The sequence below is a fragment of the Mesobacillus zeae genome, assembly GCF_003570705.1.
Taxonomy (GTDB): domain Bacteria; phylum Bacillota; class Bacilli; order Bacillales; family Cytobacillaceae; genus Mesobacillus_C; species Mesobacillus_C zeae.
The window spans coordinates 258335-281540 of the sequence record NZ_QWVT01000029.1; the positions used below are offsets into that span (position 1 = coordinate 258335).

At 45.6% G+C, this 23206-nt stretch carries 22 protein-coding genes and 1 other annotated feature; of the genes, 18 read left to right on the forward strand and 4 right to left on the reverse strand.

Annotated elements, in window-relative coordinates; genetic code table 11:
- Positions 1–5: 5 nt before the first annotated feature.
- The 3 genes from lonB (at position 6) to yihA (ending at position 4751) form a co-directional block, all read left to right on the forward strand.
- A complete protein-coding gene (lonB, locus tag D1970_RS17195; protein WP_119114092.1) occupies positions 6–1676 on the forward strand; it encodes an ATP-dependent protease LonB in 1671 nt (556 codons plus the stop codon).
- A 159-nt stretch (positions 1677–1835) separates the two neighbouring features.
- A complete protein-coding gene (lon, locus tag D1970_RS17200; protein WP_119114093.1) occupies positions 1836–4160 on the forward strand; it encodes an endopeptidase La in 2325 nt (774 codons plus the stop codon).
- A gap of 3 nt (positions 4161–4163) precedes the next feature.
- Positions 4164–4751, forward strand: coding sequence for a ribosome biogenesis GTP-binding protein YihA/YsxC (gene yihA, locus D1970_RS17205; protein ID WP_119114094.1), 588 nt, complete (start codon positions 4164–4166; stop codon positions 4749–4751).
- 22 nt (positions 4752–4773) lie between these two features.
- Here the strand turns inward: yihA and D1970_RS17210 are convergent, their stop codons facing one another.
- On the reverse strand, positions 4774–5262 hold the full coding sequence (locus D1970_RS17210) for a LiaI-LiaF-like domain-containing protein (protein ID WP_119114095.1): 489 nt from the start codon (positions 5260–5262) through the stop codon (positions 4774–4776).
- A gap of 280 nt (positions 5263–5542) precedes the next feature.
- Here D1970_RS17210 and hemA point away from each other — a divergent pair, with 280 nt between their 5' ends.
- From hemA to ysxE, 8 genes are all read left to right on the forward strand, one after another.
- Entirely contained in the window at positions 5543–6889 is a 1347-nt protein-coding gene (hemA, locus tag D1970_RS17215) for a glutamyl-tRNA reductase (RefSeq protein ID WP_119114096.1), read from the forward strand.
- A 13-nt stretch (positions 6890–6902) separates the two neighbouring features.
- Positions 6903–7736: a cytochrome C assembly family protein gene (locus D1970_RS17220; protein WP_119114097.1), complete on the forward strand. Its 834-nt coding sequence runs from the start codon at positions 6903–6905 to the stop codon at positions 7734–7736.
- A gap of 13 nt (positions 7737–7749) precedes the next feature.
- Positions 7750–8685 carry a hydroxymethylbilane synthase gene (gene hemC / locus D1970_RS17225; RefSeq protein ID WP_119114098.1) on the forward strand — a complete coding sequence of 312 codons (936 nt, stop codon included), beginning with the start codon at positions 7750–7752 and terminating at the stop codon, positions 8683–8685.
- Positions 8682–9473 (forward strand): uroporphyrinogen-III synthase, encoded by a 792-nt coding sequence (locus D1970_RS17230; protein ID WP_119114099.1) that lies wholly within the window; start codon positions 8682–8684, stop codon positions 9471–9473. The genes hemC and D1970_RS17230 overlap by 4 nt, the downstream gene beginning before the upstream one ends.
- Positions 9470–10447 carry a porphobilinogen synthase gene (gene hemB / locus D1970_RS17235; protein ID WP_119114100.1) on the forward strand — a complete coding sequence of 326 codons (978 nt, stop codon included), beginning with the start codon at positions 9470–9472 and terminating at the stop codon, positions 10445–10447. Before D1970_RS17230 ends, hemB begins: the two co-directional genes overlap by 4 nt.
- Before the next feature lie 44 nt (positions 10448–10491).
- Positions 10492–11778 carry a glutamate-1-semialdehyde 2,1-aminomutase gene (hemL, locus tag D1970_RS17240; RefSeq protein WP_119114101.1) on the forward strand — a complete coding sequence of 429 codons (1287 nt, stop codon included), beginning with the start codon at positions 10492–10494 and terminating at the stop codon, positions 11776–11778.
- A gap of 160 nt (positions 11779–11938) precedes the next feature.
- Positions 11939–13198 (forward strand): LysM peptidoglycan-binding domain-containing protein, encoded by a 1260-nt coding sequence (locus tag D1970_RS17245; protein ID WP_246369996.1) that lies wholly within the window; start codon positions 11939–11941, stop codon positions 13196–13198.
- A gap of 27 nt (positions 13199–13225) precedes the next feature.
- On the forward strand, positions 13226–14272 hold the full coding sequence (gene ysxE / locus D1970_RS17250) for a spore coat protein YsxE (RefSeq protein ID WP_119114102.1): 1047 nt from the start codon (positions 13226–13228) through the stop codon (positions 14270–14272).
- Between the two features lie 14 nt (positions 14273–14286).
- Here the strand turns inward: ysxE and D1970_RS17255 are convergent, their stop codons facing one another.
- Positions 14287–14481, reverse strand: coding sequence for a YszA family small membrane protein (locus D1970_RS17255; RefSeq protein ID WP_119114103.1), 195 nt, complete (start codon positions 14479–14481; stop codon positions 14287–14289).
- A gap of 163 nt (positions 14482–14644) precedes the next feature.
- Positions 14645–14882: a binding site (T-box leader), on the forward strand.
- A gap of 61 nt (positions 14883–14943) precedes the next feature.
- On the opposite strand from D1970_RS17255, the gene D1970_RS17260 reads away from it, so the two are divergent.
- The 5 genes from D1970_RS17260 to D1970_RS23125 all read left to right on the forward strand — a co-directional run bounded on the left by D1970_RS17260 (position 14944) and on the right by D1970_RS23125 (position 21349).
- Positions 14944–17583, forward strand: a complete 2640-nt coding sequence (locus D1970_RS17260) for a valine--tRNA ligase (protein WP_119114104.1) — start codon at positions 14944–14946, stop codon at positions 17581–17583.
- A gap of 122 nt (positions 17584–17705) precedes the next feature.
- Positions 17706–19028: a bifunctional folylpolyglutamate synthase/dihydrofolate synthase gene (locus D1970_RS17265; RefSeq protein WP_119114105.1), complete on the forward strand. Its 1323-nt coding sequence runs from the start codon at positions 17706–17708 to the stop codon at positions 19026–19028.
- 560 nt (positions 19029–19588) lie between these two features.
- On the forward strand, positions 19589–20344 hold the full coding sequence (locus D1970_RS17270; protein WP_119114106.1) for a prepilin peptidase: 756 nt from the start codon (positions 19589–19591) through the stop codon (positions 20342–20344).
- 17 nt (positions 20345–20361) lie between these two features.
- Entirely contained in the window at positions 20362–20940 is a 579-nt protein-coding gene (gene pilM / locus D1970_RS23120; protein WP_246369961.1) for a type IV pilus biogenesis protein PilM, read from the forward strand.
- Between the two features lie 91 nt (positions 20941–21031).
- A complete protein-coding gene (locus D1970_RS23125; protein WP_246369963.1) occupies positions 21032–21349 on the forward strand; it encodes a type IV pilus biogenesis protein PilM in 318 nt (105 codons plus the stop codon).
- Between the two features lie 15 nt (positions 21350–21364).
- Here D1970_RS23125 and D1970_RS17280 read toward each other — a convergent pair whose 3' ends face one another.
- On the reverse strand, positions 21365–21553 hold the full coding sequence (locus D1970_RS17280; protein WP_119114107.1) for a hypothetical protein: 189 nt from the start codon (positions 21551–21553) through the stop codon (positions 21365–21367).
- Between the two features lie 405 nt (positions 21554–21958).
- Between D1970_RS17280 and D1970_RS22480 the strand changes: the two genes are divergently transcribed.
- Complete coding sequence (locus D1970_RS22480) at positions 21959–22225, forward strand: hypothetical protein (protein WP_181213225.1); 267 nt, start codon at positions 21959–21961, stop codon at positions 22223–22225.
- Here the strand turns inward: D1970_RS22480 and D1970_RS23450 are convergent.
- Positions 22146–22430: an IS3 family transposase gene (locus D1970_RS23450; RefSeq protein ID WP_119114108.1), complete on the reverse strand. Its 285-nt coding sequence runs from the start codon at positions 22428–22430 to the stop codon at positions 22146–22148. The two genes, D1970_RS22480 and D1970_RS23450, sit on opposite strands and share 80 nt — an antisense overlap.
- 456 nt (positions 22431–22886) lie before the next feature.
- Here D1970_RS23450 and D1970_RS17290 point away from each other — a divergent pair, with 456 nt between their 5' ends.
- Entirely contained in the window at positions 22887–23159 is a 273-nt protein-coding gene (locus D1970_RS17290) for a transposase (protein WP_246369965.1), read from the forward strand.
- Positions 23160–23206 lie beyond the last annotated feature (47 nt).

Here is a 23206-nt window from a genome sequence, read left to right on the forward strand (position 1 = left end):
AATCATTGAGTTGGACGGGAATAGCCTTATTTATACAGCTTTTTTTCGGAATTGTGATCGGGCTGTATTTCTGGAACCTGCTAAAAAATCAGCGCACACAGAAAGTTTCAATAGACCGTGAATCAAGGAAGGAAATGGAACAGCTGAAAAAAATGAGATCGATATCGCTCAGCGAACCGCTCTCTGAGAAAGTCCGTCCTTCAAGCTTTAAGGATATCGTTGGCCAGGAGGATGGAATAAAAGCTTTGAAGGCAGCATTATGCGGGCCCAATCCCCAGCACGTTATCATTTATGGGCCGCCGGGTGTAGGCAAAACAGCTGCTGCAAGGCTTGTACTTGAGGAAGCTAAGTCTAATGCAAAGTCCCCTTTCAAAGGTAATTCGGTGTTTGTGGAGCTCGATGCAACAACAGCCCGCTTTGATGAAAGAGGAATTGCTGATCCATTGATTGGCTCTGTCCATGACCCAATTTATCAGGGGGCCGGGGCAATGGGACAGGCTGGCATTCCGCAGCCTAAGCAAGGTGCGGTAACAAACGCCCATGGAGGCGTACTGTTTATCGATGAAATCGGTGAACTGCACTCCATCCAGATGAACAAACTGCTTAAAGTGCTTGAAGACAGAAAAGTATTTCTTGAAAGCGCCTACTATAGTGAAGAAAATGCCCAGATTCCAAGCCACATTCACGATATTTTCAAAAATGGCCTTCCGGCAGACTTTCGGCTTGTCGGGGCAACAACAAGAACGCCAAGCGAGATTCCCCCTGCTATCCGTTCCAGATGTATGGAGGTGTTTTTCCGGGAGCTGACGGCTGAAGAAATATCAGCAGTGGCAAAAAACGCAGCAGAGAAAGTAAACTTGTCCATGAGCGATTCAGCGATAAACATTCTAGCGTCATATGCCCGGAATGGGCGTGAAGCGGTTAATATGGTTCAGATTGCCGCAGGTCTTGCCATTTCTGATGATCGTGATTACATCAAGGAAGAAGAAATTGAGTGGGTTGTCCACTCAAGCCAGTTAACACCAAGGATGGAACGTAAAATCAATGAAGAGTCAGCGATAGGCCTTGTCAATGGTCTTGCTGTCCATGGCCCCAATTCAGGAGCTTTGCTTGAGATTGAAGTAACTGTGATTCCTGCGAAGGAAAAAGGATCAATCAACATAACAGGCATTGTCGAGGAGGAAAGTATTGGAAGCCAGGGGAAATCAGTCAGGAGAAAAAGCATGGCGAGGGGATCCATCGAAAATGTGATCACTGTGCTTCGCTCAATGGGCGTACCTGCAGACGAATTTGATATTCACGTGAATTTCCCAGGCGGCATTCCAATTGACGGCCCTTCAGCAGGCATTGCAATGGCTACTGGAATATACTCGGCAATCTATAAGATTCCGACAGACCATACTGTTGCCATGACAGGAGAAATTAGCATCCATGGAAATGTGAAACCGATTGGCGGTGTCTACCCAAAAGTCAAGGCTGCTTTGAAGGCAGGAGCAAAAAAAGTCATCATTCCAAAGGAAAACGAGCAGACTATTCTGCAGGAAATAAAAGGAATTGAGATAGTTCCCGTCACCCACCTGGATGAAGTTTTTGAACTCGCGCTGGTAAGAGAACAGCAATCTAGGGAGCAAATTATTACCGCAGCACCCGAGCTGCCTAAAAAAGAAAGCGTTTAGCTGCGGACGCCCCGGTTAGAAAAACTCCGGGGCTTTTCCATTTGAATTCCTGGCCATCCATACAAGCCTAATCGAACCCCGCTTGAATTAGACACTAGGAGCCAAATACGATAGAATTGAACAAAGTAAGCAATACATTGCATGTGGAGGTGCAATTGCATGGCAAACCAAAATGAGCTAACCGTTCCACTGCTTCCTCTGCGTGGTCTTTTGGTCTATCCGACAATGGTCCTGCATTTGGATGTTGGCCGCGAAAAATCAGTACAGGCTCTTGAGAAAGCAATGGTGGATGACCACCTTATTTTTCTGACGACCCAAAAAGACATTTCAATAGATGAACCAGCAGCCGAAGACCTTTACCAGATGGGAACACTGACAAAGGTGAAGCAGATGCTTAAGCTTCCTAACGGTACGATTCGTGTTCTTGTTGAAGGATTAAAAAGGGCAGAAATCATCCACTTCCACGAAGGGGAGGAGAACTTTTCTGCAAGTCTTAAAACATATGAGGACCGCGAATCTAAGGATGTCGAAGATGAAGCTTTAATGCGGACAATGCTTGAATACTTTGAGCAGTACATAAAAATGTCGAAGAAGATTTCAGCAGAAACATACGCATCAGTTGCAGATATCGAGGAACCGGGAAGGATGGCCGATATCGTTGCCTCCCACCTTCCGCTAAAGCTGAAGGAAAAGCAGGAAATCCTTGAGACGCTTGATCTTAAAGAAAGATTAAATAAAATCATTGAGATCATTCATAATGAAAAAGAGGTCCTCAATCTTGAGAAAAAGATTGGACAGCGTGTAAAGCGCTCGATGGAAAGGACACAAAAAGAATATTATCTCCGTGAACAGCTGAAGGCCATCCAGAAAGAGCTCGGGGAAAAGGAAGGCAAGACTGGCGAGATCAAGGAACTAGCGGATAAAATTGAGCTTTCCGGAATGCCGGAAAATGTAAAGGAAACCGCAATGAAGGAGCTTGACCGCTATGAGAAGGTACCTTCCACTTCTGCGGAAAGTGCTGTCATCCGCAATTATATTGAATGGCTTGTCGCTATTCCATGGACAAAATCGACAGACGATGACCTGGATATCAATAAAGCCGGGCGTATATTAAATGATGATCACTATGGGCTGGAAAAAGTAAAAGAACGGGTACTAGAGTATCTTGCCGTCCAACAGCTGACTAATTCTCTAAAGGGCCCCATTCTTTGCCTTGCGGGACCTCCGGGTGTCGGAAAGACAAGTCTGGCCCGCTCGATTGCCAAATCTCTTAACCGGAATTTTGTCAGGGTTTCTCTAGGGGGAGTCCGTGATGAGTCAGAAATACGCGGGCACAGGCGGACTTACGTCGGAGCTATGCCGGGCAGAATCATTCAAGGAATGAAAAAGGCGACTACCATTAATCCTGTCTTCCTTCTTGATGAAATTGATAAAATGTCCAGCGATTTCAGAGGCGACCCTTCTGCTGCAATGCTGGAGGTTCTAGATCCTGAACAAAATCATAACTTCAGCGATCACTATATTGAAGAGCCATACGATTTATCTAAGGTCATGTTCATTGCTACAGCAAACAACCTTGGCACCGTACCGGGGCCTTTGCTTGACCGTATGGAAATCATCACAATTGCAGGCTATACAGAACTTGAAAAGCTGAATATCGGTAAAGACCATTTGCTTCCGCGCCAGATCAGGGAGCATGGACTTTCAAAATCACAGCTTCAAATCCGAGACGATGCTTTTCAAATGATCATTCGCTACCATACAAGAGAAGCAGGGGTCCGTTCGCTTGAACGCCAGCTCGCTGCCATCTGCCGTAAAACAGCGAAAATTATTGTATCCGGCTCTAAAAAACGAGTGGTTGTAAATGAAAATAACCTTGAAGAGTTTTTGGGGAAAAAGAAGTACAGGTATGGACAGGCTGAATTGCAGGACCAGGTTGGCGTAGCGACAGGACTTGCCTATACGACAGTAGGCGGGGATACATTGCAGATAGAAGTATCCTTGTCCCCTGGAAAAGGGAAGCTTGTCCTTACAGGAAAGCTTGGTGACGTTATGAAGGAATCCGCTCAGGCGGCATTCAGCTATGTACGTTCCAAAACAAAAGAGCTGGGCATTGACGAGGACTTCCATGAAAAGCTTGATGTTCATATCCATGTTCCCGAAGGAGCCACTCCAAAAGATGGTCCGTCAGCAGGTATCACGATTGCAACAGCACTCGTTTCTGCGCTGACAGGAAGGCCGATTCACCGGGAGGTTGGCATGACTGGGGAAATAACGCTGAGAGGCAGGGTCCTGCCAATAGGCGGGCTCAAGGAAAAAACATTAAGCGCGCACAGGGCAGGTCTGAAAAAAATCATCCTGCCAAAGGACAATGAAAAGGATATTGATGATATTCCTGAGAGTGTCCGTAAAGAACTGCAGTTCGTGACAGTATCCCATGTGGATGAAGTCCTTAAGCATGCCCTTAATGAGGGAGACAAATAATACATGAAAGTAACAAAAGCAGAGATAGTAATCAGTGCTGTAAGGCCAAGCCAATACCCGGAAACGGCATTGCCGGAATTCGCCCTTGCCGGCAGATCAAACGTAGGGAAGTCGTCTTTCATCAATAAAATGCTTAACAGGAAAAGCCTTGCGAGAACATCTTCCAAGCCAGGAAAGACCCAGACGCTGAATTTTTACTTGATTAATGAAGACCTCCATTTTGTCGATGTCCCGGGATACGGGTATGCGAAGGTTTCAAAGAAAGAGCGGGAAGCCTGGGGGAAAATGATTGAAACTTATATCACCAGCAGGGAGCAGCTAAAAGCCGTTCTGCTCATCGTTGACTTGAGGCATCCACCGAGTGCAGATGATGTGATGATGTACAATTTCCTTAAGCATTTCGATATTCCAGTTATCATTATTGCGACAAAGGCTGATAAGATTTCAAAGTCGAAATGGCAAAAGCATTTAAAAGTAACAAAGGAAACACTTGAACTCGATCCGGAAGATACCATCATCCTTTTCTCATCCGAAACAGGGGAAGGTAAGGATAAAGCCTGGTCAGTTCTGCAAAGCTATATGAAAAAATAAATAACCGGCGAAAGCCGGTTATTTATTTTTTCTTCTTCACAAGCAGCAGGAATACGCCCGCTAGAATTAGGATTGCCGGCCAAAATTGCCACAATGAAGCAATCCCTGGTTTAAGCATGAACGGCATCGCGGACATCTTGCCATAAAAAAGGAGCAGCGCAGCAAGTGCAAGGAATAGAATACCGTGGATTAATCCTGTTCCTGTCTTCTGGTACCGGAGCAGGAAGCCCAAAGCGATGATTAAAATGAAAGCTCCAAGATGTCCCGGCCATATTTCAAGGCGCCCGGCGATATGGAAATGAACTCCAAGCCCTAGAAAGATCGCCCCTGGCAGAATGGAGTCATAATCCTTGCCCCAGTAGCCCTGCACCAAAAAAGCAATTCCCACTATTGCCATAAGCGTCGGCCAGGAGTGGAAATCCTGGAAAAATTCTATATTTTCCTGCTGTAAGTAAAAATAAATTCCGAACCCAATCAGAATCACTCCGGGGAAAATTCGTTGATTTTTCATTTTTCACCACTTCCAGTAAGGCATACTTGAATTACCTTGAGTATTTTGATACTGTACTTATGGGAGTATTTGTCGAAATTTAATATCCACTTTACTATTTAACTATAAATCAGCACCTTCTGTAAACGCCGACGAAAGCGATTGTCATGGCTGGATTTGGCTAATTTGGGGATTTTTACAGTTCTTAAGTTGTTCACAATTTGTTCAAAAAGTGAAAAATGGTGCGTGTTATAATGAGTTTAACGATTTGTGGAATATTTTTTGGGGGTGTCATTTCAATATGCATGTAATCGTTGTCGGTCTAAATTATAAAACAGCCCCTGTCGAAATCCGTGAAAAACTGACATTTAACCAGGCAAGCCTCGCGGATGCGATGCAGACGCTGCAAAAAAAGAAGAGCATCCTTGAGAACGTTATACTATCGACTTGTAACCGTACGGAAATATTTGCAGTTGTCGACCAGCTGCATACCGGCCGCTACTATATTAAAGAATTTTTGGCTGAATGGTTCGGACTGGATCAGGGGGAATTTTCTCCTTTCCTTTTTATTTACGAGCACGATGGAGCGGTGGAACACCTCTTTAAAGTTTCATGCGGATTGAACAGTATGATCCTTGGGGAAACCCAGATTCTTGGCCAGGTCCGTTCAAGCTTTTTGCTTGGGCAGGAGGCCAAAACGACTGGAACAGTATTCAACCATCTTTTCAAACAGGCAATCACACTTGCCAAACGCGCCCATTCCGAAACTGATATTGGGGCAAATGCTGTTTCTGTCAGCTACGCAGCTGTAGAGCTGGCCAGGAAAATTTTCGGTTCTCTTGAAAGCAAGCACATACTCGTTCTTGGTGCGGGAAAAATGGGTGAGCTTGCAATCCAAAATCTGCATTCGAACGGAGCAAAAAAGGTAACTGTCATCAACCGTACTTTCAAGAAAGCGGAAGACCTTGCAAGCCGTTTTGCTGGAACTGCCAAAACTTTAAAGGAACTTCAGTGCGCGCTTGTTGAATGTGATATCCTGATTAGTTCCACGGGTGCAGAAGGCTATGTCATCACAAAGGACATGATTGACTCGGTCGAAAAGCTCAGGAAAGGCAAGCCGCTTTTTATGGTGGATATTGCAGTCCCTCGTGACCTTGACCCTGAGATTGTTCATTGTGAAAATGTATTCCTTTACGACATAGATGATTTGGAAGGCATTGTCGAAGCAAATTTGAAGGAGCGCCAGAAAGCCGCAGCGCGGATTATGCTCATGGCGGAAGAAGAAATGGTCTTGTTTAAACAATGGCTCAATACACTTGGTGTCGTTCCTGTCATTTCGGCCCTCCGCGTTAAAGCACTTCGAATCCAGGAGGAAACGATGAACAGCCTTGAGCGGAAATTGACTAACATGTCGGAACGGGATATCAAAGTCCTGAATAAGCATACGAAAAGTATTATCAACCAAATGCTGAAGGATCCGATCCTTCAGGCAAAAGAATTGGCAGCCCGCCCGGACGCACATGAGGCACTTGATCTTTTTGTCAAGATTTTCAATATCGAAGAAATCGTTGCGGAACAAAAAGAACTGAAATCTGCCGAGACAAATCAGGCTGCTGTTGCATCGCCTCTGGTTTCTTTTCAACGATAGAGAGGTTCTGGCCATGTCAGAGTTATACATTACCCGCATGCATGAACTGACGATCGTCATCTATGCTGCAAGCGTCCTATTGTATTTTATTGATTTCCTCAACAGTAACCGGAAGGCAAATCAAACAGCCTTCTGGTTACTTGCATTTGTATGGGGTCTACAAACAGTGTTTCTGTTTTTTTATATGATTGAAACGGGGAGATTCCCGGTGCTTTCTCTCTTTGAGGGGCTATATTTTTATGCCTGGGTCCTCATCACGCTGTCACTGATTATCAACAGTTTGCTGAAAGTGGATTTCATTGTTTTTTTTACAAATATTCTTGGATTTATCATTATGGCAATCCATACATTTGCCCCGGGGTATTTTGCATCGGATGTTATGAGTGAGAGGCTTGTTTCAGAGCTACTCTTAATTCATATTACAATGGCCATACTATCATACGGAGCATTCTCGCTTTCGTTTGTATGCTCCCTTCTTTACTTCGTACAGTACGATTTGCTTAAGCGGAAAAAGTGGGGGGAGAGGCTTTGGCGTATTTCGGATCTTTCGAAACTGGAGCAAGTATCTTACCTTTTGAATGCGGTCGGTGTCCCGATGCTGGTCCTGAGCCTGATTCTGGGCCTTCGCTGGGCCTGGATTAAGGTACCTGGGATGGAATGGTATGATTTAAAAATCATAGGTTCTTTTGTGGTTCTTGCTTTTTACAGCATTTATTTATATTTGCGCGTAGCCAGAGGTTTTCATGGAAAAACGCTTGCACTCTGGAATACAGCATCCTTTTTAATTGTCCTGATTAACTTTTTCCTGTTTGGCAAGCTATCATCATTCCATTTCTGGTATATGTGACAAGGAGGCAGCTATGCGAAAGATTATTGTTGGTTCAAGAAGGAGCAAATTAGCTTTAACACAGACAAACTGGGTCATCAGCCAACTAAAGGAACTTGGGGCCCCATTTGAATTCGAAGTGCGGGAAATTTTAACAAAAGGGGACAGAATTCTTGATGTCACTCTATCCAAAGTGGGCGGAAAAGGGCTGTTCGTAAAAGAGATTGAGCAAGCTATGCTCGATAAGGAAATCGACATGGCTGTCCACAGCATGAAAGACATGCCGGCTGCCCTTCCTGACGGTCTTGTGATTGGAAGTATTCCTGCGCGTGAAGACCATCGCGATGTCCTAATTTCAAGGGACGGAGCCGGCTTGAACGCATTGAAGGAAGGTGCTGTCGTTGGGACGAGCAGCCTGCGCCGCAGTGCACAGCTGCTTGCTGCGCGCCCTGACCTCGACATCAAATGGATTAGGGGAAATATCGATACGCGGATTGGAAAGCTTGAATCCGGAGAATATGATGCGATTGTCCTGGCAGCTGCAGGGCTTAAGCGCCTCGGCTGGGCAAGCGATGTGGTAACAGAATTCATTGAACCGGAACTGTGTGTACCTGCAGTAGGACAGGGAGCGCTTTCTATTGAGTGCCGCGGCAGTGACGAAGAACTTCTGGAGTGGCTAGGAAAATTCACTAGCAAAGAAACATCCCTTGCTGTTCGTGCAGAACGCGCTTTCCTTGATGTAATGGAGGGCGGATGCCAGGTTCCGATTGCCGGCTATGCGAGCGTAAATGAACAAGAGGAAATTGTCCTGTCTGTCCTAGTGGGTTCACCTGATGGAAAAGAGATTTACAAAGAGAGAGTGACAGGAACAGACCCTGAACAGCTTGGGGTACAGGCCGCTGAAAAGCTTATAAGCCTTGGTGCAAAAAGATTGATTGACAAGGTGAAACAGGAGCTTGATAAAGAATGAATCCTGCTCTTCCGCTGCAAAATAAACAGGTATTGATTCCCAGGGGGAAGGGCCATGCCAGGTCCTTCTCGGAGCTGGTGAAAAAGCATGGAGGGATTCCGGCCGAAATCCCTCTGCTAGCTTTCAGGCCTGTTCCTGCATCCGAAGAGATTCATGATATGATAGATGAACTGCATCAATATGACTGGATTATCTTTACGAGCAATGTTACAGTTGATTCGTTTTTTTCATTATATAAGGGAGCAGGCCGATTCCCAAAGACTGCCGCGATAGGCGAGAAAACGAGAGAAGCTCTTGAGCACCACGGGATACATACAGATTTCATGCCGGAAAAGTATGTGGCAGAGGAATTTGTCCAGGAGTTTCTTCCCCGCGTCACTGATGGAATGAAGGTACTTATTCCAAAAGGGAATCTAGCAAGGGAGCATATTGCTTCATCGTTGAGGATGAATGGCGCTAGTGTGGAAGAACTGATTATTTATGAAACATATTTGCCCGAAGAGAGCAAAGAACGGCTTGCATTCATGCTTGACAGCAGAAAGCTTGATGTCCTTGCTTTCACCAGTCCGTCCACCATCAGCCATTTTATGGAGGTTGTGAAGGAAAAGGAGCTTGAAGACTGCATTTGTGGATGCGTCATTGCCTGCATTGGGCCAGTATCAAAAAGAAAAGCGGAAGAACATGGGTTGCATGTACATGTTTGTCCGGAAAAATATACTGTTGAGGAAATGCTGAAAGGGATTGTCAAGTTCCTTGGCATATCCCAGAAACAGGAGGGAAAACAATGAAGGAAATTGTATTTTCACGCCATCGCCGACTGAGAAGCAGCGCCAATATGAGAGCGCTTGTAAGAGAGAACCATCTTCACACAGAAGATTTGATTTACCCGATTTTTATTGCAGAAGGCAAGGGCATACGCAAAGAAATTTCTTCAATGCCTGGAATCTTTCAGCTTTCGATTGACCAGTTAAAAACGGAAATGGATGAAGTAACCGAACTAGGCATCAAATCTGTGCTCCTGTTTGGTATTCCTAGCGAAAAAGACGAATGCGGTACCCAGGCTTTTCATGACCATGGTGTTGTCCAGCAGGGTATCCGTTACATAAAGGAAAGCTACCCCGAGGTGATAGTGATTGCTGATACCTGCCTTTGCGAGTACACAAGCCACGGTCATTGCGGCGTTGTAGAAAACGGAAATGTGTTGAATGATCCGTCACTTGAACTCCTGGCAAAAACCGCGGTCGCCCAGGCTGAAGCAGGAGCGGACATTATTGCTCCTTCAAATATGATGGATGGTTTTGTTGCAGCCATTCGTGCTGGCCTGGACGAGGCTGGTTACAGTGACATTCCGGTCATGTCCTATGCTGTTAAGTACTCCTCTGCTTTTTATGGTCCGTTCCGGGAGGCAGCAGAAAGCACCCCGCAATTTGGAGACCGCAAAACATATCAAATGGATCCAGCAAATCGTCTTGAAGCATTAAGAGAGGCTGAGTCTGATGTTGCTGAAGGAGCCGACTTCCTGATTGTTAAGCCTGGTATGCCATATCTTGATATTGTCCGCGATGTGAAAAATTCTTTCAATCTGCCGGTTGTCATCTATAATGTCAGCGGAGAATACTCAATGGTCAAGGCTGCCGCACAGAATGGCTGGGTGGATGAACGCAATACAGTTCTGGAAATGCTGACAGGTATGAAGCGTGCGGGGGCAGACCTGATCATTACTTATCATGCTAAAGATGCGGCACGCTGGCTTCAGAAGTAATTTGCCAAACTTCGATTTATCAATTTGAGAAACGGGGGATTAGAATGCGCTCTTATGAACAATCAGCAGCTGCTTTCAGAGAGGCTGTGGACTTGATGCCAGGCGGTGTAAACAGCCCGGTCCGTGCCTTCAAATCGGTCGCTATGGATCCGATTTTTATGGAACGGGGAAAAGGTTCGAAAATTTATGACATTGACGGTAATGAATATATTGATTATGTATTGTCATGGGGGCCGTTAATTCTCGGACACTCTAACGACGCCGTAGTCGAATCTCTCAAGAAGGTTGCTGAAATGGGGACAAGCTTTGGCGCTCCTACCTTGATGGAAAACAAGCTTGCGCAGCTTGTCATTGACCGGGTCCCATCAATCGAGATGGTGCGCATGGTTTCTTCAGGCACAGAGGCAACGATGAGCGCACTAAGGCTTGCCCGCGGATACACTGGACGAAATAAAATCCTCAAGTTCGAAGGGTGTTACCATGGGCATGGAGATTCGCTTCTTATCAAAGCGGGATCTGGCGTCGCGACCTTGGGGCTGCCGGACAGTCCGGGAGTGCCTGAAGGAGTCGCTAAGAATACAGTGACAGTGCCATACAACGACCTTGAAAGCGTCAAATACGCATTTGAACAGTTTGGGGAAGATATTGCCTGCATCATTGTAGAACCTGTTGCCGGGAACATGGGAGTCGTCCCTCCGCTGCCAGGTTTCCTTGAAGGCTTGCGCGAAGTGACAGAACAATACGGATCATTGCTAATCTTTGATGAGGTCATGACAGGCTTCCGTGTTGGTTATCATTGTGCACAGGGCTATTACGGCATCAAACCTGATTTAACTTGTCTTGGTAAGGTAATTGGCGGGGGGCTTCCTGTCGGCGCTTACGGCGGTAAACGGGAAATCATGGAGAGAGTTGCTCCAAGCGGTCCTATTTACCAGGCTGGAACTCTTTCTGGAAATCCGCTTGCCATGACAGCGGGCTATGAGACATTAAAACAGCTTACGCCTGAAACGTATCAACACTTCGAAAAACTGGGTGATGTTCTTGAGGAAGGATTTAAGGCTGCGGCAATGAAACACGGTATTCCGCTTTCCGTTAACCGTGCGGGTTCGATGATTGGGTTTTTCTTCACGGATGAAAAAGTGATCAACTACGAAAAAGCGAAAACTTCAAATTTGGATTTCTTCGCCTCTTACTATCGTGAAATGGCTAACCAGGGTATTTTCCTGCCTCCTTCGCAGTTTGAAGGAATGTTTATTTCAACAGCCCATACAGAAAGAGATATAGACACAACCTTGAAAGCTGCTGAAAAGGCTTTTGAAAAACTAAAGTAGATTGCTTCAAAAACTCACACCTCCGCTGCTGGAGAGTGTGAGTTTTTTTATTAATCCGCTAGCGCAGAGGATTTTAATCATAATCAGCCATTATTGGTCATAAAGTGTAAATGACTTAGTGATTTATGCTGAAGGAATGAAAGGAGGAGTCGCTTTGTCTATGGGGAATCATCAATCGTGCCTGCGTTTTTCTCTCGAAGAATCCGTATGGTTCCAAAGAGGACAGGAAGTCGCAGAACTTGTCTCGATTTCATTAGATCCGAACATTTCCATCCAGGAAAATGACCAGTACGTGACGATTCGCGGTTCACTTGAATTGACCGGGGAATATAAATGCTTTGAAGGGGAAGAAGAGATAACGGCGGAGGAGGAAATGTTCCTCGCGCCAAAGACTATTCATTCTGTATCCAGAAATGATGAAGAAAACATGGAATTTGCCCATCGGTTTCCGGTGGATATCACAATCCCAAAAAATAGGATTGAAAGCATTTATGATTTGAACATCCTTGTCGAGACATTCGATTATGCCCTTCCTGAAAAGAATTCACTTTCATTGACTGCAGATTTATACATCACCGGATTATATGGGGAGCAGCAGCATGGAAGTGAAGCTCCATCGTCCTATGCAATCGAAACAGGAGAAACTATTCCTGAGCTGTACCGTGAACCAGAGGCTGACGTTCCCGAGCAGTATCGGGAACCAGAGGCTGTTTCCGAGCTATTCCGTGAACCTGAGAATGACCTGCCCGAACCTGTACCCTTGGAATTCAGCGAAAGCCTGTTTTCCCTTGAGGAAGGGATGTACGGTGATCAGGAAACGGTTGCGGCTCCTGAAAAAGATGAAGAATTTGCTCCGTTTACTGCGGAAGCAAGGAAGGAACCCGGACAGTCCGAGGAGAGCCAGAGTGCAAAGGTCATTGAGATAGCTGAGCTGGTTTCGAACACGAATCGAGGGGAAACCCAGCCAGAAGCACAGCCAGAGACAGCCGCAAAACAGGAAGCTGAACAGGATGAAGAGGCAGCCGATACTGGTAAAAGAGAAGAGCCTGCAGCCCAGAATGCACCTGTTCCTCCTGCTGACGTAAAAGAGTTTGAATTAGAGATTAAAGGTTCTGCCCCTAAAGAAGCTGAAAAAGAGGAAGAAAGCTCTTCATCTTCAGAAGAAGCAGTCAAACAAAAGAAAAAATCAAAGAAAAAAAGCCTTTCTATTGCTGAGTTTCTGGCAAGGAAAGAAGAAACCGAAATTGCGAAAATCAGGGTGTGTATTGTCCAGCATGGAGACACAATCCAGCAAATTGCCGACAGGTATGAAGTTTCTGTACAGCATCTCCTGCGCGCCAACCATTTTGGAATCGACCAGGAAATTGAAGAAGGCCAAGTGCTGTATGTACCTGCGGAATATGCTCCCCAGCAGAAGTAAGCTGTTGGAGAAGGTGAGTGAATAGCCATGGATGATGCCCGAAGCCTACTCATAGACACAGAACCAATCCTCAGGCAGTATGCAATCGAGCCCTATTTTGTCGAGAACTTTGGCAGGACGAAAAAGGTTTATGCGAATTCAGGCCAGTATGCATTAAAGAAAATTGATGCCCGTCGTGGAACTGATTTCATTAGGAATACCCAGTTTCTTTTTCAAAAAGGCTTTAACAGGATTGTCCCTGTCTATCCTGCAGCGGATGGCAGATATGCAGTACTGGAGAAGGATTCACTATATTATTTGATGCCCTGGCTACCGAACGAGGTAAAAGAAAACCGGACAGAAAGACCTCTTCAACTTTTCAGGGAACTGGCGCGCCTCCATACCCTTTCCGCCCGGGATGTAGAGGTTGGGAGGGCAGAACGCGAGAAGCATTATGAGCAGACAGCCAAACAATGGGAAAAAGACGAAGAGTTTATTGATGGCTTTATTGAAGCTAGTGAGAATGAATGGTACATGTCCCCATTCCAAATGCTGTTTTGCCTTTACTATCAGGATATCCGCCAGGCAATGCAATTTGCCAGGCAGAAGCTTGACAGCTGGAAGGAGAAGACGGCGGGGCAGAGCAAAGCCCGCATGGTAATGCTGCACGGGAAAGTCTCGTCGGACCACTTTCTCTTTGATGAGAGAGGTTTTGGATATTTTATCAATTTTGAGGATTCTAGGCTTGGTTCTCCCATTAAAGATTTGCTGCCTTTCTTCTCCAGATATTTGCGGGCCCGTCCGAAACAAGCGGATGAGGGGATTGAATGGCTGAACATGTATTTTAAACATTTTCCGTTCAGAGAGGACGAAAAGCTGCTTTTTGTGAGCTATATGGCGTACCCCACCGGTATTTTAAAGGCCGTCCAAAGCTATCACCTCACCAGGGAGGGGCAAGATGAACTGAGAGCTGTCCAAAAGTTTCAGAAGCTTTATTGGCAGCTGAAAAACACTGAGTATGTCGTCATGCGGATGGAAGAAATCGAGAAGCAAAAAGAAGAGGCCGCGGCCTCACAGCAAGGAGCCCAGAGCTAAACCTCTGGGTTTTTTTAAATGAATTCAAAGTGTATGGCGAGTGCTATCAGGATCAAAATACTGAGGAGCAGGACATCGAATGAAGTTGGGAAAAAAATGGTCCGAATCCCCTGGAAGGCACAGAATGGAATGGCAAACTGGGCCGCAATGCTCCTGCACGTCCGAAGCCAGCGCGGAAGTGAATATGGATTGTACCGTTTTCCTTTCATACGTGATTCCTCCCCCGAAGGTTTTCCTTTATTCTATGAACGTTGGGCCATAATCGTGCCTAAAACTCGAACAATCCCGGCATAAAAGTATAAAATAAGAAAAAACGGAGAAGATGATTGACGACATTCCCCTTTTTTCGGTAGTATATTTTATATATGAAACTTAAAAGCGCGGACAGGGACCAGTACAACAAAGGCTGCCTCAAGAGAGAAAAACCATTTGCTGAGAGGTTTTTTAGGCGGGGCCGGTTGGAAGTCACCCTCGAGCTTCTCCTGCCAACCGGCTATTGCCTAAAGTAACAGGAGACGGTCTTCACCGTTATCGAGTCGAGAGCCGGAGGGGCATTGTCCCGTTTCGGAAAAAAGGTGGTACCGCGAATCGCACTCCATTCGTCCTTTTATGACGATGGAGTTTTTTTGTTGCAAAAAAAGCGTGTTTTTCTATTGACAGGAGGAATTTAAATGGAAGAGAATGTATCGATGCCGACGAAATATAATCCGGCAGAAATAGAAAAAGGCCGCTATGACTGGTGGCTAAAAGGTAAATATTTTGAAGCGAAAGACGATGATGAGAAGCAGCCATATACAATCGTCATTCCTCCACCGAATGTAACCGGAAAACTTCACCTTGGTCACGCATGGGACACAACCTTGCAGGACATTTTGACGAGGATGAAGCGGATGCAGGGCTATGATGTCCTTTGGCTTCCCGGGATGGACCATGCTGGAATCGCAACACAGGCAAAAGTAGAGGAAAAGCTGCGCGGGGAAGGAAAAAGCCGCTACGATCTTGGCCGTGAGAAATTTGTGGAAGAGACATGGAAGTGGAAAGAAGAATACGCTGATCATATCCGCGAGCAATGGTCTAAGCTTGGTCTCGGACTTGATTACAGCCGTGAGCGCTTTACGCTTGATGAGGGCCTTTCCAAAGCTGTCCGCGAAGTATTTGTGTCATTATACAAAAAAGGCTTAATCTACCGCGGCGAATATATCATTAACTGGGATCCTTCAACGAAAACTGCGTTGTCTGATATTGAGGTTATCTACAAGGACGTCCAGGGTGCATTCTACCATATGCGCTATCCTCTCGCTGATGGATCCGGCGGTATCGAGATCGCCACGACACGTCCGGAGACAATGCTGGGCGATACCGCTGTTGCAGTTCACCCGGAAGATGACCGTTATCGCCACCTTATTGGAAAAACGGTTATTCTCCCTATTTCTGGACGGGAAATTCCGATTGTCGGGGATGATTATGTTGATATGGAATTTGGTTCAGGCGCTGTGAAAATTACTCCTGCGCATGATCCGAACGACTTTGAAATAGGGAACCGCCACAATCTTGAAAGAATCCTTGTCATGAATGAGGATGGCACCATGAATGCGGGTGCAGGCAAGTATAAGGGAATGGACCGCTTTGAATGCCGCAAACAAATCGTAAAAGATTTGCAGGAAGAAGGTATCCTATTCAAGATTGAGGAACACCAGCACTCTGTCGGCCATTCCGAACGGAGCGGAGCTGTTGTCGAGCCATACCTTTCCACACAATGGTTTGTCAAAATGCAGCCGCTTGCTGATGAAGCCATTAAGCTTCAGCAACAAGAAGATAAAGCCAACTTTGTTCCGGACCGTTTTGAAAAAACATACCTGCACTGGATGGAAAATATTCGCGACTGGTGTATTTCACGCCAGCTTTGGTGGGGCCACAGAATCCCGGCTTGGTACCATAACGAAACGGGCGAAGTCTATGTTGATCACGAGCCGCCTAGTGACATTGAAAACTGGAGCCAGGATAACGATGTTTTAGATACATGGTTCTCTTCCGCGCTTTGGCCATTCTCGACAATGGGCTGGCCTGACGGCGAAGCGAAGGATTTCCAACGCTATTATCCTACTGCCGCGCTTGTCACAGGATACGATATTATCTTCTTCTGGGTATCACGGATGATATTCCAGGGGCTTGAGTTTACAGGCGAAAGGCCGTTCAAGGATGTACTTATCCACGGGCTTGTCCGTGACGCGGAAGGCCGTAAAATGAGCAAATCGCTAGGCAATGGCGTCGATCCGATGGATGTTATCGATAAGTATGGAGCAGATTCTCTTCGTTATTTCCTGTCAACCGGAAGTTCGCCGGGCCAGGATTTGCGTTTCTCCATTGAAAAAGTCGAATCAATCTGGAATTTTTCCAACAAGATTTGGAATGCATCCCGGTTTGCATTGATGAATATGAATGGTTTGACCTTTGAGGAAATCGATTTGTCCGGCGAAAAATCAGTAGCTGACAAGTGGATCCTGACGAGGCTGAATGAAACGATTGAGACAGTGACAAGGCTTTCGGACCGTTATGAGTTTGGTGAAGTCGGCCGCGTCCTTTATAACTTCATTTGGGATGATTTCTGCGATTGGTATATTGAAATGGCCAAGCTCCCGCTTTATGGCGATGATGAGGCTGCCAAAAAGACGACAAGGTCCATACTAGCCTATGTCCTCGACAACACGATGCGCCTGCTGCATCCGTTCATGCCGTTCATCACGGAAGAAATTTGGCAGAACCTTCCGCATTCAGGAGAATCGATTACAGTGGCCGAATGGCCGAAAGCGCAAGCTTCGCTGACAGATGAGAATGCTGCTTCAGAAATGAAGCTCCTCGTGGAAATAATCCGTGCGGTCAGGAACATCCGCGCAGAGGTGAACACTCCGCTGAGCAAAAAAATCAGCATCTTCCTTAAAGCAAAGGATGAAAGCATTCTTGAAGTGATTGAGAAAAACCGCGCATATATCGAGCGTTTCTGTAATCCTGAGAAGCTTGAGGCAGGTATCGAGATCGATGCCCCTGAGAAGGCGATGACTGCGGTTGTAACAGGACTTGAAATAATCCTTCCGCTTGAAGGGTTAATCAATATCGATGAAGAAATAGCAAGGCTTGAAAAAGAACGCGAAAAGCTTAACAAAGAAGTCGAGCGCGTTCAGAAAAAACTTGGCAACGAAGGCTTTGTTCGGAAGGCGCCTGAAAAAGTTATTGAAGAAGAGCGAGCCAAGGAACAAGATTATTTGGAAAAACGGGCGGCTGTTGAAGCCCGCATCAAGGAACTCCGGGGATAAGCCGGAAGAAGGCGAACCAGTTGTCTGGTTCGTCTTCGGTGTTAATGGGAAAGAAACGGTTTCACCTTTCAAAATAAGGAAATAACGCTTTATGTGCGCTTGCGTTTTTAGGGGGTAGCAGGATGTTAACAACGTATGAAGAGGCGGTCGAATGGATCCATTCACGGCTCCGCCTCGGAATCAAACCAGGTCTACTGCGGATGGAATGGATGATGGAGAGGCTTGGCAACCCGGAAAAGAAGCTGAGGACCATCCATGTTGGAGGGACGAATGGGAAGGGTTCGACCGTGACTTTTTTACGCTGCATCCTTGAGGAGGCAGGCTGCTCTGTCGGGACCTTTACTTCCCCGTATTTAGAGCATTTCAATGAGCGGATCAGCATGAGTGGTAAGCCTTGCGGGGACAGTGAAATCGTCAAGCTTGTGAATGTAATCAGGCCATTGGCAGATGAGCTTGAAAAGACGGAGCTCGGTGGTCCGACTGAATTCGAAGTGATCACGGCCATGTCAATGTATTATTTCGCTTTTATGTCGCCCGTTGATGTGGTTATTTATGAAGTGGGCCTTGGCGGCCGGTTTGATTCGACAAACATCATCCATCCTTTGCTTTCCATCATCACAAGCATAGGACGGGATCATACCGCGATTCTTGGTGATACATATGGCGAGATTGCTTTTGAAAAAGCGGGGATTATTAAAGACGGCGTCAGCATTATCTCCGGTGCAAGTCAGGAAGAAGCATTGGCTGTCATCCGTAAAACAGCGGAGGATAAAAAGGCGCCGCTTTACACTGCTGGCGGGCAGTTCAGGGCAATTGAGCACACTCCGCTCGAAAACGGGGGCCGATTCACCTTTTCAAGCATTTTTAAAGAATATCACGGCCTTGAAATTGGTATGATTGGCAAACATCAGGCGGAAAATGCGGCGCTTGCTGTCATGGCGTGCCATATTCTTTCTGCGAACTTTTCTCTTCCAATCGAGGAAAGGAACATCCGCGCCGGACTGCTTCGCGCGAGCTGGCCAGGAAGGTTTGAAATTCTTTCTGCACACCCTTTGGTTGTAATTGACGGCGCCCACAATGAGGAAGGGATAAAGGCATTGGTCAGCACATTACAGGACCAGTATCCCGGCAGGAAGAAAACCATCATGTTTGCAGCATTAAAAGACAAGAAGTTTGAAAAAATGATTCGTGACCTTGACGCTGCAGCAGACCGATTGGTGTTTACAAGCTTCGACTTCCCACGGGCGGCTTCCGCGGAAGATTTGTCCGAAGCCAGCATATCGGCTTCTAAGCTCACCGCTTCTGATTGGAGAGCAGGAATATCGGATGAACTGAAGAGAATCGAGACTGACGGAATGTTTGTTGTTACCGGCTCGCTGTACTTTCTCTCGGTAGTGAAGCCTTATATCCAAGAAGTACTCAATCAGCGGAAGGAAATTTTGTAGCGAAAATTCTTCCTTTAGGCAAAAAACAGCCTGAACATCGTTTCTGGTTGTTCAGAAAGTTATCTTATCGACTTTTGAAAATAGAGGTCGTCATTACTTAGCTGAGTAATGACGGCTTTTTTTTTGCATTCGGGCTGTTCGGTTGACTGACCGTAAGTTTTTTTACGCTTAATTTTCGATGAGAATGGCGTTTTTGCTTTATTTTAGCAAAAAAAGGATGTAAAGCATGGAGAATGGAAGTATAATAGGTATAAAGAACTAATACGAAAGGGTGGGTTTTAAGGGCGATCTTCACCGCCAGGAAGGCTATCAACTGCTTGAAATCACGCTCGCCCTTGCTCTTTTGTCTATTATACTACTATCCTTCTTCGGTTTTTTTATTCAGGGAAAGCAATTGAATTCCTCCAATGATGGCAAACTTTCAGCAGGGCAGCTCAGCCAGGAATGATTAGCGACCATGAAAGCGGCACTAGCAGCGAACAAAAGAAGAGGCCACGAAGACGGAATAAATTGATGCCTGTATTTAAACCAATCCTTTTAGAATTGTGAGGTAACTATTTTTGTATACTACTTTGCTTTTTCTATACGGTGTTGTTTTTGGGTCATTTTTCAATGTGGTTGGCCTTCGCGTTCCGGAAGGAAAATCAATTGTTGCCCCGGGGTCGGCTTGTCCAGCCTGCGGGCACAGGCTGAGGAGTATGGAGCTTATCCCTGTTGTCTCCTATTTGATTCAAAAGGGACAATGCCGAAGCTGCGGCGGGAGCATTTCACTTGTATATCCTCTTGCCGAATTGACCACTGGAATTCTTTTTGCTGCTGCTTCTTATCTCATCGGCTGGAACTGGGAGCTTTTTGCCGCTTTGGCGCTGATTTCCTTGTTTATGATCATCACCGTCTCCGACTTTGCCTACATGATCATTCCCAATAAAGTGCTTTTAGTGTTTGCCGGGATTTTTCTGTTGATCAGAGCTGTAGCTCCTCTATCACCATGGTGGGATTCGCTTGCCGGTGCTGTGGCAGGATTCCTACTGCTTCTATTCATCAGCATCATCAGCCGCGGTGGGATGGGCATGGGAGATGTAAAGTTGTTTGCTGTCATCGGCATGGCGGTTGGATTAAAAACGATGCTGCTATCTTTCTTTTTTGCCACATTTTTTGGTGCTTTTTTCGGTATTGTCGGCTTGATGGCTGGGCTTGTTAAAAGAAAACAGCCTATTCCATTTGGACCTTTTATTGCGATTGGAACGCTCACAGCTTATTTTTTTGGAGATGCAATCGTCCATGCGTACTTAACGATGCTGTCATCAGGATTTTAATTGAAGGAGTTTTGTTCATGCTGTTTTCCCGTTTTCTTGGCCGGAGGAGGGTCATTAACCTTGTTATAAATGACCATTCAATCCGGTTCGTTGAGCTCAAGCATTCAAATTCCCCAGTACCCCTCCACTACGGAGAAAAATACCTCCAGCAAGGCATTATTTCCGACGGGAAAATCCATGATTATGATACATTGGCCAATATTTTGGATGAGTGTATCCAGGATTGGAGAATTCCGGGGAGGAAAGTGCGTTTTACTGTCCCCGATTCACTTGTCGTCATCAGAAAAGCAGCGGTCCCAACTGACGTAAAAGATGACGAGCTTTATGGCTACCTTTATTTAGAATTCGGATCATCGATTCATCTGCCTTTTGAAGAGCCAGTTTTTGATACGGTTTCCCTTCCTAATCCAAATGGAAACAAAGAGGTTCTGCTTTTTGCCGCTCCTGAAAAGTATGTACAGGAGTATGCCAATCTATTAAAAAGCGCAAAACTGAAACCGGTCTCAGCCGATATTTTCCACACTGGCACTTTACAGGCTTTATCGTCAGCTCTACATAAGGAAGCCAGCCGGCAGGCTATTAACAGTAAATTTTGATCTTGACCGTGTCAGCATGTGCATATTCGAGGACCGCTACCCAGTCTTCATGCGTCATCTCACTGTTGGATCAAAGGAAGAATGGAAAGTTATGCTGGGTACCTCGGGAGAGCAGGAGCTGGCGTATAATGGCGAGATGGACGAGCTTGTGTTCCAGTTTGAGGATATATATAAAGAAATGAACAAACTGATGGATTTTTATCATTATTCTTTTACAGAGGGAAAAAGTGAAATTACCGAAATATTGTTAAACGGCGACCATCCTATGCTTGAAAGAATACATGATGAAATGGTGGAGCGGTTTGATATTCCAGTTGACACACTAACGATGAAATCTACCCAACCGGGTGCTGATCCTCTCCCGAAAAGCTTGTATATTGCACTCGGACTTGGATTGAAGGAGGCGTAGGAATGCTTGTGGACATTAACCTCCTTCCCAGAAAAGAGCCTGGCATTCTGCAGTGATTGCAGCCGTATTAGCTGCTGTGCTTAGGTAGCAGCAGTTTGTGGACTTGTTTTTTGGCAGGGGAAAAGCGATAGCATCAAAATAAATAGTACAGATAAAAAAATCAATAGACTTCATGATCAGGCCGATTCCTTGCAGGATAAACATGAGGAAAGCTCCGCCGAGAGACTAGAGAAGGCAATAGATTGGGCGGAAAGTACAAGGACGATGACAATGCCGCTTCTGGAAAGTCACATCACGCTTCTTCCTGAAAGAGGTTTTTATTAGGAATTTTCAATATAAAGATTCCGAATCCGTTACCGTCAATGTCAGAATGGATGATACGCGTTCTGCAGCCTATTATTTACACTCCCTCGAAAAAGCAGACTGGGTGGATCGTGCAGATTTGCTTTATATTAAAGCGGAACGAGATAAAAAGGAAAAGGCGAGCAAGGAGCCGCAAAATAATTAGAGTAACATTTTGCCGAGGTATTCCATGGAATATTCCATCTTTCTGAAAAAGGGTCATTTTCTTCCGGAATAAAGGGAACCTGGAAGAGGAGGAGAGTCGTTATGAACTGGAATTTTGGGAAAAGAGAGAAACTAATTCTGGCAGGTTCACTTCCATTATCACTTTTTCTCTACCTTGCTTTCTATTTATCTTACATAAAACCTTTAGATCAAGAACTTGAGCGAAAAGAGAAGGAAATGACTTCTGAAAAGCGAATATTGGAAGGGCTGGAGAAAAAGTCAAGAAATACTAAACGGCGCATTGTAAGGGGAATCGGGGAAATGCAAAGCCGTTTGCCTGTGGCCCCGTTATTCCTTCGCTCGTCATAATCCTCTGCAAATGCCGTTCGGAAACTTTGATCCCTTGGCCATGCAGCTTCCTGGTAATTTTGATACTTCCATAACGCTTTTTCGATTCAAAGTAGATTTTCTTAATTTCCCTTATTAGTGCCTTCCGAGACTGCTTCCGCGGGCTTTCTTCTCGCTTCAGCCAATCATAGTATCCGCTTTTCGAAACACCTAGAACCTGGCACATCTTCACCACACGAAACGCGCGCTCGTGCTCCTTGATAAAGGTATAGATTACTTCGGGTTTTTCGTGAAGATGTGCATAGCCTTTTTTAATATCTCGTTCTCCTCCTGAAGATCCTTTAGTTGCTTTTCCATCTCCTTTAAAGATTTTAGCTCAGGGCTAAGTTACCGCTACCCACAAAACCGCCGTCTTTCTTCCTTTTTTAGGCTTGAACTCAGTTTCGAACTGTTCCCTCAGGGATATCCAGTTCTCGGGCCAATTGTGCGGCTTTTTTTCCATCTTCTACAATGAATTTGGCTATTTGCATCTTATACTCGTTATCAAAATGCTTTCCCATTATTAGACACGTCCTCTTATGAATTAGTAAGGCCATTATAGAAAAATGACCAATTCTACGTGTCCGTCTTCTAGTCTACATTCAGATATGACTCAATTTCCGACATCGCAGCACCTTGCTTCATGGTAGGAGTATCACCCGGGAACCATGAAAGTGCGGGAAAACGGAAAAGCACTAGGACAACCAAGGGTAATCCCTATATCAAATCCGCTATGTGTGAGGTCGCTTGGGCTGTATCAAGATTCAGGAATCGATGGCTGGCTGCGAAATATTGGTCAATAGCTTCCAGACGTGGAAAGAAAAAAGCACTCGTTGCCATATCGCATCGAATGCTTCGGATCATTTACTCCATGTTAATCAACAAGGAGTGTTACAAAGAACCACAAATCAGTTAGTATAACCAAAACCAGATAAGAATATACATGGTTACCTTCCGACAGGT

Excerpts from the sequence above, each read along its gene's own strand:
- lon (WP_119114093.1), top strand. The coding sequence starts at position 1,836 with ATGGCAAACCAAAATGAGCTAACCGTTCCACTGCTTCCTCTGCGTGGT.
- yihA (WP_119114094.1), top strand. The coding sequence starts at position 4,164 with ATGAAAGTAACAAAAGCAGAGATAGTAATCAGTGCTGTAAGGCCAAGC.
- D1970_RS17210 (WP_119114095.1), bottom strand. The coding sequence starts at position 5,262 with ATGAAAAATCAACGAATTTTCCCCGGAGTGATTCTGATTGGGTTCGGA.
- hemA (WP_119114096.1), top strand. The coding sequence starts at position 5,543 with ATGCATGTAATCGTTGTCGGTCTAAATTATAAAACAGCCCCTGTCGAA.
- D1970_RS17220 (WP_119114097.1), top strand. The coding sequence starts at position 6,903 with ATGTCAGAGTTATACATTACCCGCATGCATGAACTGACGATCGTCATC.
- hemC (WP_119114098.1), top strand. The coding sequence starts at position 7,750 with ATGCGAAAGATTATTGTTGGTTCAAGAAGGAGCAAATTAGCTTTAACA.
- D1970_RS17230 (WP_119114099.1), top strand. The coding sequence starts at position 8,682 with ATGAATCCTGCTCTTCCGCTGCAAAATAAACAGGTATTGATTCCCAGG.
- hemB (WP_119114100.1), top strand. The coding sequence starts at position 9,470 with ATGAAGGAAATTGTATTTTCACGCCATCGCCGACTGAGAAGCAGCGCC.
- hemL (WP_119114101.1), top strand. The coding sequence starts at position 10,492 with ATGCGCTCTTATGAACAATCAGCAGCTGCTTTCAGAGAGGCTGTGGAC.
- D1970_RS17245 (WP_246369996.1), top strand. The coding sequence starts at position 11,939 with ATGGGGAATCATCAATCGTGCCTGCGTTTTTCTCTCGAAGAATCCGTA.
- ysxE (WP_119114102.1), top strand. The coding sequence starts at position 13,226 with ATGGATGATGCCCGAAGCCTACTCATAGACACAGAACCAATCCTCAGG.
- D1970_RS17255 (WP_119114103.1), bottom strand. The coding sequence starts at position 14,481 with ATGAAAGGAAAACGGTACAATCCATATTCACTTCCGCGCTGGCTTCGG.
- D1970_RS17260 (WP_119114104.1), top strand. The coding sequence starts at position 14,944 with ATGGAAGAGAATGTATCGATGCCGACGAAATATAATCCGGCAGAAATA.
- D1970_RS17265 (WP_119114105.1), top strand. The coding sequence starts at position 17,706 with ATGTTAACAACGTATGAAGAGGCGGTCGAATGGATCCATTCACGGCTC.
- pilM (WP_246369961.1), top strand. The coding sequence starts at position 20,362 with ATGCTGTTTTCCCGTTTTCTTGGCCGGAGGAGGGTCATTAACCTTGTT.
- D1970_RS23125 (WP_246369963.1), top strand. The coding sequence starts at position 21,032 with ATGCTGGGTACCTCGGGAGAGCAGGAGCTGGCGTATAATGGCGAGATG.
- D1970_RS17280 (WP_119114107.1), bottom strand. The coding sequence starts at position 21,553 with ATGTTTATCCTGCAAGGAATCGGCCTGATCATGAAGTCTATTGATTTT.
- D1970_RS22480 (WP_181213225.1), top strand. The coding sequence starts at position 21,959 with ATGAACTGGAATTTTGGGAAAAGAGAGAAACTAATTCTGGCAGGTTCA.
- D1970_RS23450 (WP_119114108.1), bottom strand. The coding sequence starts at position 22,430 with ATGTGCCAGGTTCTAGGTGTTTCGAAAAGCGGATACTATGATTGGCTG.
- D1970_RS17290 (WP_246369965.1), top strand. The coding sequence starts at position 22,887 with ATGGTAGGAGTATCACCCGGGAACCATGAAAGTGCGGGAAAACGGAAA.